Source organism: Flavobacterium sp., from assembly GCF_036782315.1.
Lineage (GTDB): Bacteria > Bacteroidota > Bacteroidia > Flavobacteriales > Flavobacteriaceae > Flavobacterium.
This window is the reverse complement of sequence record NZ_DAIPZK010000006.1, coordinates 138,290-152,985: the sequence shown is the minus strand read 5'-3', so window position 1 is coordinate 152,985 and position 14,696 is coordinate 138,290. Positions and strand designations below refer to the sequence as shown.

11 protein-coding genes are annotated in these 14,696 nt (G+C 32.1%); 6 read left to right on the top strand and 5 right to left on the bottom strand.

The annotated features are described in order from the left end of the window. The first annotated feature begins 192 nt into the window (after positions 1–192). Together V7P59_RS07280 and V7P59_RS07275 are read left to right on the top strand one after the other, a co-directional pair. Positions 193–1,197 (top strand): TlpA family protein disulfide reductase, encoded by a 1,005-nt coding sequence (locus tag V7P59_RS07280; protein WP_333809495.1) that lies wholly within the window; start codon positions 193–195, stop codon positions 1,195–1,197. A 163-nt stretch (positions 1,198–1,360) separates the two neighbouring features. Further along, positions 1,361–1,705: a toxin-antitoxin system YwqK family antitoxin gene (locus V7P59_RS07275; RefSeq protein WP_333809494.1), complete on the top strand. Its 345-nt coding sequence runs from the start codon at positions 1,361–1,363 to the stop codon at positions 1,703–1,705. A gap of 46 nt (positions 1,706–1,751) precedes the next feature. Here V7P59_RS07275 and V7P59_RS07270 read toward each other — a convergent pair whose 3' ends face one another. The 4 genes from V7P59_RS07270 to V7P59_RS07255 are packed head-to-tail and all read right to left on the bottom strand — an operon-like array spanning position 1,752 to position 8,360. Further along, the gene (locus V7P59_RS07270; RefSeq protein ID WP_333809493.1) at positions 1,752–5,222 is read right to left on the bottom strand and encodes an efflux RND transporter permease subunit; all 3,471 of its coding nucleotides are present in this window, start codon (positions 5,220–5,222) and stop codon (positions 1,752–1,754) included. A gap of 21 nt (positions 5,223–5,243) precedes the next feature. Next, positions 5,244–6,407 carry an efflux RND transporter periplasmic adaptor subunit gene (locus V7P59_RS07265; RefSeq protein ID WP_333809492.1) on the bottom strand — a complete coding sequence of 388 codons (1,164 nt, stop codon included), beginning with the start codon at positions 6,405–6,407 and terminating at the stop codon, positions 5,244–5,246. Positions 6,408–6,414: 7 nt separating this feature from the next. Next, on the bottom strand, positions 6,415–7,761 hold the full coding sequence (locus tag V7P59_RS07260) for a TolC family protein (protein WP_333809491.1): 1,347 nt from the start codon (positions 7,759–7,761) through the stop codon (positions 6,415–6,417). After that, the gene (locus V7P59_RS07255) at positions 7,758–8,360 is read right to left on the bottom strand and encodes a TetR/AcrR family transcriptional regulator (RefSeq protein ID WP_333809499.1); all 603 of its coding nucleotides are present in this window, start codon (positions 8,358–8,360) and stop codon (positions 7,758–7,760) included. Before V7P59_RS07255 ends, V7P59_RS07260 begins: the two co-directional genes overlap by 4 nt. Before the next feature lie 140 nt (positions 8,361–8,500). Here V7P59_RS07255 and V7P59_RS07250 point away from each other — a divergent pair, with 140 nt between their 5' ends. Both V7P59_RS07250 and V7P59_RS07245 read left to right on the top strand, forming a co-directional pair. Next, entirely contained in the window at positions 8,501–9,475 is a 975-nt protein-coding gene (locus tag V7P59_RS07250) for a polyprenyl synthetase family protein (protein WP_333809490.1), read from the top strand. 48 nt (positions 9,476–9,523) lie between these two features. Then, the gene (locus V7P59_RS07245; RefSeq protein WP_333809489.1) at positions 9,524–9,877 is read left to right on the top strand and encodes a hypothetical protein; all 354 of its coding nucleotides are present in this window, start codon (positions 9,524–9,526) and stop codon (positions 9,875–9,877) included. Here the strand turns inward: V7P59_RS07245 and V7P59_RS07240 are convergent. Further along, positions 9,874–10,419, bottom strand: a complete 546-nt coding sequence (locus V7P59_RS07240) for a hypothetical protein (RefSeq protein WP_333809488.1) — start codon at positions 10,417–10,419, stop codon at positions 9,874–9,876. The two genes, V7P59_RS07245 and V7P59_RS07240, sit on opposite strands and share 4 nt — an antisense overlap. 115 nt (positions 10,420–10,534) lie before the next feature. On the opposite strand from V7P59_RS07240, the gene V7P59_RS07235 reads away from it, so the two are divergent. Both V7P59_RS07235 and odhB read left to right on the top strand, forming a co-directional pair. Next, complete coding sequence (locus tag V7P59_RS07235) at positions 10,535–13,306, top strand: 2-oxoglutarate dehydrogenase E1 component (RefSeq protein WP_333809487.1); 2,772 nt, start codon at positions 10,535–10,537, stop codon at positions 13,304–13,306. An 84-nt stretch (positions 13,307–13,390) separates the two neighbouring features. Next, complete coding sequence (odhB, locus tag V7P59_RS07230; protein ID WP_333809486.1) at positions 13,391–14,632, top strand: 2-oxoglutarate dehydrogenase complex dihydrolipoyllysine-residue succinyltransferase; 1,242 nt, start codon at positions 13,391–13,393, stop codon at positions 14,630–14,632. The last annotated feature ends 64 nt before the right edge of the window (positions 14,633–14,696 follow it).

Below are 14,696 nucleotides of genomic sequence, written 5' to 3'. Positions count from 1 at the left end.
TCTGTATTGATGTGTGAAGCGTTTAATTCGCCACAGTTATGACTTCTGTACATTTTGAAAAATTTTATGCAAAAGTAAGAACAAAAAAGAAAATTTTTAGTTTCAATTGTTAATTAAAATAGAATTTTAATTCGATTTTATCGTTTTATAAAATAATAGTATAAATTTACACAAACCTTATTTACTTATTTTATGAAAAAACTAGTTTACTTATTAGTATTGTCGGTTAGTTTTTCTTTTGCCCAAACCGCTGCAAAAGGGAAAGTTAAGTTTTCAGCAAAAATTGAAAATAGAAACAGCGACACTTTAACTATTTACGGACCCAATAAATTTAAACAAACAATTCCTGTGAATAAAAAAGGAGTTTTCGAGGCTACTTTTGAAGTTACAGATGGATTACATCAATTTAGTGATGGTTCAGAATCGTCTTTAATGTACTTAAAAGCAGGTGATGATTTAAAGTTAACCATGAATGCAAAAGAGTTTGATGAAACTATTACATATACGGGCAAAGGAGCTAAAGAAAATAATTATTTAGCACAAAAAGCTTTATCAGATGAAAAATTTGAGATGGAACTAGAAGGTTTATTAGACAAAGATGAAGTTACTTTTAAAACTGCACTTGAAACCAAAAGCAAAGAAGATTTAGTTAAACTAGAAAAAGCTGGTTTAGACGAAAAGTTAGTAGCAATCATTAAGCCTAGAATTGCTCAAGAAGGAATGATGTTGACACAGTTTTACAATCAAAAAGCAGCAGCTAAAAAAATAGAAGGAACGTTATCAGCATCTTTTGATTATGAAAATCACAAAGGAGGAAAAACAAAATTAGAAGACCTTAGAGGAAAATATGTATACATCGATGTTTGGGCAACTTGGTGTGGTCCATGTAGAGCTGAAATCCCTCATTTGAAAAAAGTAGAAGAAAAGTATCATGGAAAAAATATTGAATTTGTAAGTATTTCAGTAGATGTTGATAAAGACCATGAGAAATGGCAAAAGTTTGTTGAGGAAAAACAATTAGGCGGAATTCAATTGTTTGCAGACAAAAACTGGAATTCAGATTTTATTAAATCATATGGTATTAATGCAATTCCAAGATTCTTATTAATTGATCCGAATGGAAAAGTAGTTAAGGCTGATGCTCCACGACCTTCATCTCCAACTTTAGTTGAATTATTAGATAGTTTAGTAAAATAAACCTATCTTTTTCATATCTTTTTTAAAGCCAATACATTACGTATTGGCTTTTTCAATGTTAAGTTTTCATCTAATGTTACCAAATTGTTAAGTAAAAGTTTTTTTATTGTAAATTTTATTTTAAATTTGTTAGAGTTAATGTTAACCTAATAAAGAAAAGAGTATGAAAAAAGTAGTAATTGCAGCAGTATTATTGGTTTCGAGTTTGTCATTTGCACAAGAAGTAAAACCAAAATTAGAAGTGGTTGACCAAATGGTAAAAGCAACATATTTTTATGATAACGGACAAGTTAAACAGGAAGGATATTACTTAGACGGTAAACTACACGGAAAATGGATTGCTTATAATGAAGATGGAACTAAGCAAACCATGGGAGAATATTACAAAGGAGCTAAAACAGGTAAATGGTTCTTCTGGAACGAAGATTCTTTAAATGAAGTAGATTTTTCGGACAGTAGAATTGCCGAAGTAAAGAAATGGTCAAAAGATGTTTTAGTTAAAAACTAATTCTATAATTAAAAAAAGTCCCGATTCTCATCGGGACTTTTTTGTTTTAAGCACTTGCTATATTTTTTCGATTTTGTTTTCTTTTATGAATTCTAATTTTTCCTCTGTGTAATATAAAAAACATTACTGGAACAATAACTAATGTTAAGAAAGTAGCAAAGATTAATCCATAAATAACAGTTTTAGCTAATGGTCCCCAAAAGATTACATTATCTCCCCCAAAGTAAATATTAGGATTGTAATTGATGAATAATCCAAAGAAATCGATGTTTAATCCAATAGCTAATGGTATTAAACCTAAAACAGTTGTAATGGCGGTTAACAATACTGGACGTAATCTCGATCTTCCACCTTCAACAATAGCATCAAAGTAATCTTCTTTTGTTAAATGCTCTTCTTCGTTTAAACCTAATTCTGCTTTTTTACGATCAATTAATAATTGGGTATAATCAATTAATACAATACCATTGTTTACGACAATTCCGGCTAATGAGATAATCCCCATCATGGTCATAATAATTACAAAATCATCTCTAAAAATAACCAATCCTAAGAAAACTCCAATAAAACTCAATAAAACGGTAAACATAATAATGGTTGGTTTTGAGATAGAGTTAAACTGCGCCACCATAATTAAAACAATTCCACCCATTGCAATTAATAATGCTTTAAACAAGAAAGAAGAGTTTTTTTCTTGTTCTTCTTGCTCTCCAGTAAAAGCAAAAGTGGTGTCTTTTGGCATATGGTAACTTGCCATTTCTTTTTTCAAAGTACCAACAATTTCATTTGCATTGTATCCTTCTAATACATTTGAATAAATTGTGATAACACGTTTTAAATTTTTACGTTTTATGGTATTGAATGAAGAAGTATTTGTTTTTTCAACCAAAGCAGCAATAGGAACCTGTTGTAGTCTTCCAGAGGCTTGATCTCTAAACGTTACGGGCTGATTAAAAATGGCGCTATTGTCATTTTTTATATCTTCATTGAAACGTACGTTAATTTCGTAATCATCTTTATCTTCTTTGTAAGTAGAAATTTTTTCTCCATACACAGAACGACGAAGTGTTTGTCCTACTTGAGCAGTTGAAACACCTAATTGTCCCGCAACTTTTCTATCAACAATAACTTCTAAACCAGGTTTTGATTTATTAACGTCAAGTTTTAATTCTTCAATTCCAGCAATATTTTTTGAATTGATGAAATCCTTAATTTTTTCAGCTTCCACTAACATATTATTGTAGTTTTCACCCGAAATTTCAATATTCACCGGATAACCCGATGGTGGTCCGTTCTGATCTTTTTCAACAATAATTGAAACACCCGGATATCCTTTTACTGCTGCACGAATTTCATTCATTAAGTCGCTACTTTCAACTCCTTTTCTAAACTTAAATTCACGCATTGATAACGTAATTTTACCTCTATGTGGCATTTCGTTTTGAGAAGCTCCGTCTGTTTGAGGATTTCCAGCACCTTCACCAACTTGTGCTACGCCTGATTCTACCATGAAGTTAAAATTTTCTTCATCAGTATATTTATTGGCTACTGCGTATACTTTTTTCTCTATTTCTTTTGTAAATTCATTGGTTTTAGCAATGTCAGTTCCTTCAGGAAATTCGATATACGTTATAATTTGGTTAGGCTGATTTTCTGGGAAGAATAATACTTTTGGTTGGGCAATTCCTACTAATACAATTGAGAAAATTAATAAGCCAAATGTTCCTAATAAAAACACAATTGGTTTTCTTCCTGAAAGAGCAAAACTTAAAAACTGTTTGTATTTGTTTTCCAATTTCACTAAAACTACGTTCATGAAATATTGCTGTGCTTTTGCCAAATAATATTTGTAAACCCAAAGCATAACAGCAAAGAAAATCATTAGGTTTCCAATTCCTTTTAATCCACCCGTATTGGAAACAAAACCAAAAATCACTAAAAGCAATCCAAGTCCGCCTAAAATTCCACTTAATCGAATTAAGGTTTTTTTCGACATTTCTTTTTCTTCTAATTGCATAAACTCAGCCGTTACTACTGAATTAATTACTAACGCAACAAATAATGACGAGAATAATACAACAGAAAGCGTCATTGGGAAATAAATCATGAATTTACCCATAGTTCCAGGCCACAATCCAAGAGGGAAAAACGCAGCTAAAGTAGTAGCCGTTGAAGCAATGATTGGCCAAGCAATTTCACCTACACCTTCAATAGCCGCTTGCTTACGACTCATTCCTTGACTCATTAAGGTATGAACGTTTTCAACTACTACGATTCCATTATCTACCAGCATTCCCAGTCCCATGACTAAGGCAAAAAGCACCATAGTATTTAAGGTTACCCCAAAAGAAGACAAAATAATGTAGGACATAAACATAGATAACGGAATGGCAAACCCTACGAATAAAGCACTTCTAAATCCTAAGAAAAACATCAATACACCAATTACTAACAATACCCCAAAAATGATATTGTTTACCAAATCATCTACCTGATTAATGGTTCTTGATGACTGGTCATTAGCCATTGATATTTTTAAATTGTGCGGAAAGTAATTGTCTTGAGCTTCTTTAACTATTTTCTTGATGCTTTCAGTAGCTTCAATCATGTTTTTTCCACTACGTTTTTTTATATCGAGCATTACAACTGCATTACCAAATTCTCTGGCGTATGTTGTAGCTTCTTTAGGCTTAAAAGTAATGGTTGCAATGTCTTTTAAATACACTACACCATCTTGTTTTTTAACCACTACATCTTCCAATTCAGCTGGATTTTCAATTTCTCCTACTACACGAATGTTTTTCTTAATTCCGTTGTTTACTACATTACCTCCCGAAATAGTAGTGTTTTCTCTTGAAACTGCTCCAATAATATCGTCAAAACTTACTTTTGCAGCGGTCATTTTATAAATGTCAACAGCAATTTCTACTTCTTTTTCTTGAGCACCACGAATAGCAGCTTCTTTAATTTGTGGTAAGCGTTCGATTTTATCTTCTAAATATTCGGCATAGTCTTTTAATTTGTCTAACGGAATATCTCCTGATAAGTTGATGTTTAAAATAGGTTGTTCTTCTGCAATATTTAAGTCAAAAACATTTGGTTCTACTTTTTCGCCACCTGGCATGGTAGGCCAATCGGTTTCTGATTTTACTAAATCTACTTTATCTTTTACTTTTTGTTTTGCAGCATCAACCGTGATGTCTTCATCAAACTCAATCAAAATCATAGAATAATCTTGAAGTGTGTTTGAAGTAATTTTAGTTACACCTGAAATATTATTGAATTCTTCCTCTAAAGGTTTTGTAATTAGTTTTTCAACATCTTCTGCGGCATTTCCTGGGTTAATAGAACTTACATAAATTTTAGTTTCAATAATCTCAGGGAAATCTTCTCGCGGCATTGAATAATAAGAAATCAATCCGCCTAATAGAATAATTGCGGTAATTACATACACGGTCATTTTATTGTTAATGGCCCATGTAGATATTCCGAAACTTTTGGTTAGTTTGTTACTCATACAATTGTTTATTGCGTTGTCTTATTTTTTTATAATTTCTACGATATCTCCGTTTTGAACACTTCTTGCACCTTCAATAATAATCGTTTCTCCCTTGTTTAATCCTGATTTTACTTCAATATTAGCACCAGAAGTTAAACCTGTTACGATGGTTTTCTTAATCGCCTTTGGTTCTTTTGAAGTAGCATCAACTGTAAATACAATTTTTTCTCCAGCAGCATTTTCTGTAACAATACTTTCAGGAACTAAAATAGCATTAGCTTTTTTGTAATCTTCAATTTTTAAAACAGCAACTTGATTAGGACGTAATAAATTATCTGAATTTGGTACTGCTACTTCAATACTAAAGTTTCTGTTATTTGGATTTATGTAGTTTCCAATTTGTCTTACTTTCCCTTTATACATTTTGCCAGTAGATTTTACCTGAACATCAACAATAGCACCCACTTTTATTTTTCCAATAAAACTTTCAGGAACATCTGCAGAAACATACATATCTGATAGATTTACAATTCGCATTAACGATTGCCCTGGTCCAACAACTTGCCCTTTTTCGGTAATAACTTCATCAATAATTCCAGAGAAAGGTGCTTTTACAACTGTTTTTGCTACTTGAGCTTTCATTTGAGCAACCGCTTTTATTTGAGCTTCATAATTGGTTTTCGCTTGTAAATATTGAATTTCCGAACCAATTTTTTTATCCCAAAGATTTTTTTGTCTTTCAAAAGTAGTTTTAGCTAAAGCAGCTTGTGTTTCCATTTGCGCTAGTTGATTGCTTAATCCACCATCGTCAATGCGTGCAACTATTTGTCCTTTGCTAACTCTTTGACCCGATTTTACATATACTTGGTTTAAAACACCTGAAAATTCAGGATAGATAATTAAATTTTGTTTCGTATCAACATTTCCTTGAATATCAATGTAGTGTGTAAATAAAGTGTCTTTAACAATAGCTGTTGAAACTAAGGATACTTTTTTCAAGGTATCTAATTCGGCTAAGGCTAAATCTAATTTTGCCAATTCTGCCCCAATAACATCGTATTGTTTTTGAATTTCGGCTCTCGTAGCTTTAATTTTTGCTAAATCTTTAGATTCAATGGCTTGTTCTACTGAAGCGGTTTTTGCATCACCACCACATGAAGTTATGATGAATCCTAATAAGCTGATGTATAATATTTTTTTCATAGTTGTCTTATTTTTTATTAGTTAGTTTGTCTAAAGTTGCTTTTTTGTTCATTACATCAATCATAGCTTGTAAATAATTTTGTTGCGCTGTATATAATTGACGTTGAGCTTCTGTAAATTCAAAACTTGTTGAAAGTCCTTCTTTGAATTTTATTTGTTGTTTACCTTCGATTCTTTCAGCTAATTTTAGGTTGCTTTTTGAAGCCGAATATTGCTCAATGCTAAACTCGTAATCTGTTTTAGCTTGTTGAAATTGAAGTTTTAAACGCTGCTCCGTTTCGGTAAGTTGTGTTTTAGCTTGTTCAAATGCGATTTTAGCTTGTTGCGTTCTGGCGCGATCTCTAAAGCTGCTAAAAATAGGCAAGCTCAGGTTTACACCAAAATTCGAATAATTGTACCATTTTTGATTAGTAGTCAAAAAATCAAACTGATTAGCAAAAGTATTGGCACCATAGTTCAACTGAGCTCCAATTGTTGGTAAAGCTCTAAAACGCTCTAATTTTAATAATAAACGTTTCGACTCTTGATTGTTTTCTTGTATTTTAAAATCGATAGATTTTTTAGAATCAAATTCTTCAGAAAGCATTGCTAAATCAACGTTTTTAATTGCTAAATCCTCAAGTTTATCGGTTAAAATAACTTCGTTGTTAATATCGATTCCAACTGAAATCTTTAAAAGATTTAAAGCAATTTCGGCTCTTTTCTTCGCATTCGATAAAGAACTCGTTAACTGTGTTAGCGTTATTTGAAGTTGCTCTACACTTTCTTCTTCTGTCAATCCGTTTTTGTAGGTTTCATTAGTTTCAAATAATGTTTTTTCTAAAGTAGCTTTGTTTTTTTCTAAAATTGAAACACTTTCTCGTGCTAAAAGTACATTACCATAAGCATTCGTAACTAGCTCTTTAATTTCTAAATCGGTTTTTTCTTTTGCATTTTGTGAAATTTGTAAATACACTTTAGCCGATTGCAATCCTACGATATAGGAACCATCAAATATTAATTGACTTAAAGTTGCAGAAGCATTCATACTATGTTTTGTACCAAAAGCTATGGTTGAAATGGCATTTGGATCGCCACCCGGATTGAAAGCATTTCCTGAAACCCCTTGTACTTGAAAGTCAAGATTATTTAAATATTGTATATTACTAGTGATTTGTGGAAGTCCTGAAGCCGTGGTTTCCCATTTTTTTTGCTTTGCGGCATCAATATCACGTTTTGCATTAATAGCAGTATAATTGTTTTCAATAGCATGATCAATTGCTTGTTGCAATGTAAAGCTATAGTTTTCTGTTTTGTTTTGTCCCTTTGATAAAAGAGATATAAACAGTAGGGTTAATAATAGTTTTTGTTTCATTGATTTAGTATTTGCGTCTTTAATTGTTTTTCTAATTCTAATAAGCCTGCTAATGTTGCCATGGCTCTTATGTGATATTCTAATGCTTTTAGTTCTAATTCTTGTGCATCTTTTTCAAGTACTGTATTTTCATTTATGTTAAAAATCAAAGTGTAATAAAACTTTACATAATTATCTATATCTAAATCTTTTCTATACAATCCTTCTTTGATTCCCTTTTCTATATTATCTCTAAAGCATTTTACACAAACTTCAATTTGCATATTTAATACTTTGTCGTAAATTTCAGGATAATGTTTCTTAAGCTGATAAATAGGAGAAGATTCAGCACTTTTAAACATTTCTTTGAACATTCTTCTAACTTCAAAATTTTCTTCAATAGCATTAAAATTTTGTGCTACGATTTTATCAATTGTTTCATGAATTTCTTTATGAACCATTTGAACACTTTCTTCTATTAAAACGTCTTTGTTAGAAAAATATTTGTAAATGGTCTTCTTTGAAATACACATTTCGCAAGCAATATCGTCCATAGTAATGCTTTTAAAACCTAGTTTTAAAAACATTTCTTTAGCTTTATTGATTATTTTATCTTTCATTTTCTTGTTAAATTCGGGTACAAATGTATATCGGAAACTTTTAACACCAAAATAGTTTCCTTTGTTTTTGTAAAAATTTAACATTTGCTTAATTTTGGCTATACACAATATTTAAAGTATTTTAGCAGAAAATTAATTTCATGCATTCTATATCATACTATCAAGAAAAAATGAGTCATCATTTTTCCCAAATTGTTTCCAACAAACAACCAAAGAATCTATATGAGCCTATCGAGTATATTTTGTCGCTTGGTGGAAAAAGAATGCGTCCCGTTTTGACTTTAATGGCAACTGAAGTTTTTAATGTAGATTGTGAAAAAGCAATTCCTGCGGCAACAGCAGTTGAGGTGTTTCATAATTTTTCATTAATACATGATGATATTATGGACGATGCGCCTTTAAGAAGAGGCAATCAAACGGTTCATGAAAAATGGGATGTGAATACTGGAATTTTATCGGGTGATGCGATGTTGATTTTAGCCTATCAATTTTTTGAAAATTATGAGCCAATCACCTTTCAAAAATTAGCAAAATTATTCAGTAAAACCGCTTTAGAAGTTTGCGAAGGACAACAATATGATGTGGATTTTGAAACTCGCGATGATGTTACAATTCCGGAATATTTAAAAATGATTGAATATAAAACAGCTGTTTTAGTAGGTGCTGCAATGAAAATGGGAGCAATTGTTGCTGAAACTACTGATGAAAATGCAGATTTGATTTATGATTTTGGATTGAATTTAGGAATTGCTTTCCAATTACAAGATGATTATTTAGATGCTTTTGGTAATCCAGAAACATTTGGAAAACAAGTTGGTGGTGATATAATTGAAAATAAAAAAACCTATTTATATTTAAAAGCAACTGAATTTGCTAATGAAGATGACAAGCAACAATTGTTGCATTTGTTTTCTATCCAACCCTCCGATAATAAAGATAAAATAGAATCGGTAAAAGCTATCTTTAATACATCAGGAGCAAGTGAAGCTACTAAAAAAGCGATTCAAGAGTATACTTTTAAAGCATTTGAAACTTTAGAAAAAATGGATATTGAAAATGATAAGAAATCCATTTTGAAAGCTTTTGGTGAGAATTTAATGGGGAGAAACGTGTAATAATGTGCCAATTTATCAATTAGACAATGTGTCAATAATAGTGTAAAAATGAATTTTATAAATCCTGCCAATATTGACGCATTAATTTCACAAGCTGAAGAAGAACACTTGTACTTTAAATTGATTGAACAAGTGAATAAAGATTTTGCTTTGGCGAATGAATCTTTAGATGTGCCAACAAGTATTTTTCCGTTTGAATTTAAGAATTTGGTTCAAGAAAAAATCTACAAACTCATTCAATATAAGTTTGCCGAATATCTAAATTTACTATACATCATCGATGTTCCAGAAGAACAAATCAAAAAATTAGATGGTACTGATTTAGTAGAATTATCCGAACAAGTTGCTTTTTTAGTATTAAAAAGGGAGTGGCAAAAGGTTTGGTTTCGCAATAAATATTAAAAATAAATTCTCACAAAAGGCATAAAAGCTTCAGGATATATATTGTCTCTATTTTTATGTAAGATATTGTAGCGCATTCCCATGGTGATGTTTTCGCTACGATATCCTAAACCAATGAATAAAGCTGTATTCCAAAAATCTTGAGAATTACTTTCAAAATTATTTTTAAATGTTCTGTTGACTTTAAGTTGCTCTATTTCGGTTGAAATTTGTAATTCTTCAAGAGGGTTAAATAAAGCAAGAATACTTGCGCCATATAAGTTGGCATTATAAAAATCTTTTTGCTTAATATAATTGTATTGCAAACCTAATCCTGCTGAAACATAGTTATTAAAGTTGTAAATAGCGCTTGGGGCTACCATAATATCGGCATAATTATTTCCTACTCCTAACCCAAATCCTCCACCAAATTGAACATGATTCCAAAAATCGCTTTTTGTTTTATTTTCTGTATTTTCTTGTGCATAAATTTCAGATTTAAAACCAAATAAAAACACAATAACCAACAAAAATGTTAAATTCATTACGAAATTCTTTTTCATAAATCCATTTTGAAAAAATTAATGTTATAAAAGTATAAAAATCCTTGAAAGATTATCATAAAATGTTTTACTTTTGCGTAAATTTTTAATTAAAAGGTCTTTTAGACAACACACTATGGATAGGTTTTCCTTTTTAAACGCTGCACATACGGCTTTTTTTGCCGATTTATACGAACAATATCTACAAAATCCAGATAGCGTAGAGCCAAGCTGGAGAAGTTTTTTTCAAGGATTTGATTTCGCACAAGCCAATTATGGTTCAGATGAAGTTGCTAAGCAAATTGCTTATGTAGCTTCGGGTGATTCGGGTGAAATTTCTGAAAAAATGCAAAAAGAGTTCAATGTTCTTAAATTAATTGAAGGATATAGAACTCGTGGTCACTTATTTACTAAAACAAATCCAGTTAGAGATAGAAGAGTTCACGGACCTTCATTGGCTCTAGAAAATTTTGGATTATCTCAAGCCGATTTGAATACGGTTTTTGATGCAGCCAAAATGGTAAACATGAAACCAAGTACATTAGCTGATATTGTTAAGCATTTAGAAAATGTATATTGTCAGTCAATCGGAGTGGAATTCATGTACATTCGTGATCCAAAAGTACAAGATTGGATTAAAAATCGTTTAGACATCAACGATAACCAACCTAATTTTTCGACTGAGCAAAAGAAACACATTCTTAAGAAATTAAATGAAGCAGTTTCTTTCGAAAACTTTTTACATACAAAATATGTGGGTCAAAAACGTTTCTCATTAGAGGGATGTGAAGCGGTAATTCCAGCTTTAGATGCTTTAGTTGAAGCTGCAGCAGATAAAGGTGTGGAACAATTTGTAATGGGAATGGCGCACAGAGGTCGTTTGAATGTTTTAGCTAACATCTTTGGAAAAAACACTCAAAATATCTTCTCTGAATTCGACGGAAAAGACTATGATGAAGACGCTAACTTTGATGGTGACGTAAAATACCACTTAGGGTTAACTTCAGATAGATTGACCGATTCTGGAAAGAAAATCAACTTAAACTTAGCTCCAAATCCTTCGCACTTAGAAACAGTTGGTGCTGTTATTGAAGGAATCACAAGAGCAAAACAAGATAGAAATTATCCAAATGATTTTTCAAAAGTATTACCAATCGCTGTTCACGGTGATGCCGCTGTTGCTGGTCAAGGTATTGTGTATGAAATCATTCAAATGGCAAAGTTAGATGGTTATAAAACAGGAGGAACTATCCATTTAGTAATCAATAACCAAGTTGGATTTACAACTAACTATTTAGATGCTCGTTCATCTACTTATTGTACAGATATTGCTAAAGTAACTTTATCACCAGTTTTACATGTTAATGCAGATGATGCAGAAGCAGTTGTTCATGCAATGTTGTTTGCTTTAGATTACCGTATGGAATTTGGTGGAGACGTTTTCATCGATTTATTAGGATATAGAAAATATGGTCACAACGAAGGTGATGAGCCTCGTTTTACGCAACCTATTTTATACAAAGCCATTTCTAAACACAAAAATCCAAGAGATTTATATGCTGAAAAATTAATTCAGGATAACATTATTTCTGCTGGTTTTGTAAAAGAATTGGAAGAAGCGTACAAAGCAAAATTAGATGAAAATTTAGAGGCATCACGTAAAAAAGACTTAACTGTAATTACACCTTTCATGGAAAATGAGTGGGAAGGTTACAAACAAGTTTCTGATGATGTAATGCTTCAAAAATTTGACACATCTTTTGATAAAAAACAATTAGCTGAAATTGCTAAAACAATTACAGAACTTCCTTCTGACAAAAAATTTATCAGCAAGATTACCAAGTTAATTTCGGATAGAAAAAACATGGTAGAAACCAATAAATTAGATTGGGCAATGGGCGAATTATTAGCTTATGGTTCCTTACTAAAAGAAGGTTTTGATGTGCGTATTTCAGGACAAGATGTTGAGCGTGGAACATTCTCACATCGTCATGCTGTTGTTAAAGTAGAAGATTCTGAAGAAGAAGTGATTCTTTTAGATAGCATAAAAGATAAAAAAGGAAACTTTTATATCTACAATTCTCACCTTTCAGAATATGGAGTTTTAGGTTTTGAATACGGATATGCATTAGCATCGCCAAAAACCTTAACAATTTGGGAAGCACAGTTTGGAGATTTCTCTAATGGAGCTCAAATTATGATTGACCAATATATTTCTGCAGGTGAAGACAAGTGGAACAACCAAAACGGATTGGTAATGTTATTGCCTCATGGTTATGAAAACCAAGGAGCAGAGCATTCATCAGCTCGTATGGAGCGTTACTTGCAATTATGTGCAAAACACAACATGTACATTGCCGATGTAACTACGCCAGCCAACTTCTTCCACTTAATGAGAAGACAATTAAAAACAGAATTCCGTAAGCCATTAGTAGTATTCTCTCCAAAGAGTTTATTACGTCATCCAGATGTAGTGTCTTCAATGGATGATTTAGCAAACGGACAATTCCAAGAAGTATTAGATGATCCAAATGTAACAGATAAAAAAGCAATCAAAACGTTGGTTTTCTGTACAGGTAAATTCTATTATGATATTATTGCAAAACGTGCTGAATTAGGTAGAAATGATGTGGCTGTAGTTCGTTTAGAACAATTGTTCCCATTAGCAGTTGACCAAATCAAAGCGATTATCGACAGTTATCCAAATGTAGATGATTATGTTTGGGCACAAGAAGAACCTAAAAACATGGGAGCTTATGGTTATATGTTGATGAATTTTGATTTAGTAAAATTAAGATTAGCATCACCAAAAGCATACAGTGCACCAGCAGCAGGAAGTTACGAGCGTTCTAAAAAACGTCATGCTAATGCTATCGCTATGGTATTTGATAAAAAATTATTTCAATAAAAATAAAACAGCTAATAGTTTAGGTTTAAAGCTAACACAACTTTTAAACTTCTAAACTTATTTTAAACTTTTAAACTAAAAAACATGATTTTAGAAATGAAAGTCCCTTCTCCAGGGGAATCAATTAAAGAAGTAGAAATTGCTACATGGTTAGTAAAAGATGGTGATTATGTAGAAAAAGACCAAGCGATTGCTGAGGTTGATTCAGATAAAGCAACATTAGAATTACCAGCTGAAGCAAGCGGAATCATTACATTAAAAGCAGAAGAAGGTGATGCAGTAGCGGTTGGTGCTGTAGTTTGTTTAATCGATACAGGTGCCGCAAAACCAGAAGGTGGTGCTCCCGAAGCTTCGGGACCAGCTAAAGAAGAAGCAAAAGCAGTTGAAGCACCTAAAGCTAATCCCGAAACTTCGGGACCAAAAGCAGCACAAGTTGCTGAAAAAACGTATGCAACTCAAGCGCCATCTCCAGCAGCTAGAAAAATATTAGAAGAAAAAAATATACAACCTTCAGACATTGTTGGAACGGGTAAAGGCGGAAGAATTACTAAAGATGATGCTGTAAATGCAGTACCTTCTATGGGAACTCCAACAGGAGGAAACCGCGGAACAGAAAGAACAAAACTTTCTATGTTACGTAGAAAAGTAGCAGAGCGTTTGGTTTCTGCTAAAAACGAAACTGCGATGTTAACTACTTTCAACGAAGTAGATATGTCGGCAATTTATGCAATTCGTGATCAATATAAAGAAGAGTTTAAAGCAAAACACGGTTTAGGATTAGGCTTCATGTCGTTCTTTACAAAAGCGGTAACTCGTGCTTTACAATTGTATCCAGATGTAAACTCTATGATTGATGGTCAAGAGAAAATTTCTTACGACTTCTGTGATATTTCGGTAGCCGTTTCTGGTCCAAAAGGATTAATGGTTCCTGTAATGAGAAATGCAGAAACATTATCATTCAGAGGTGTTGAAGCAGAAATCAAGAGATTAGCTTTAAGAGCTCGTGACGGACAAATCACTGTAGACGAAATGACTGGAGGAACATTCACTATTTCTAATGGAGGTGTTTTCGGAAGTATGTTATCTACACCAATCATTAATCCTCCACAATCTGGAATTTTAGGAATGCACAATGTAGTGGATAGAGCTATTGTTAAAAACGGACAAATTGTAATTGCTCCAGTAATGTATGTTGCCTTATCATACGACCACAGAATCATCGACGGACGTGAGTCAGTTGGATTCTTAGTAGCGGTAAAAGAAGCATTAGAAAACCCAGCAGAAATTTTAATGGGTGGTAATGTGAAAAAAGCCTTAGAATTATAATTAGTTAAACAGCCTGCAAGATTTATAAAACCTTGTAGGTTTGCATATAAAATCCCAAATTCCA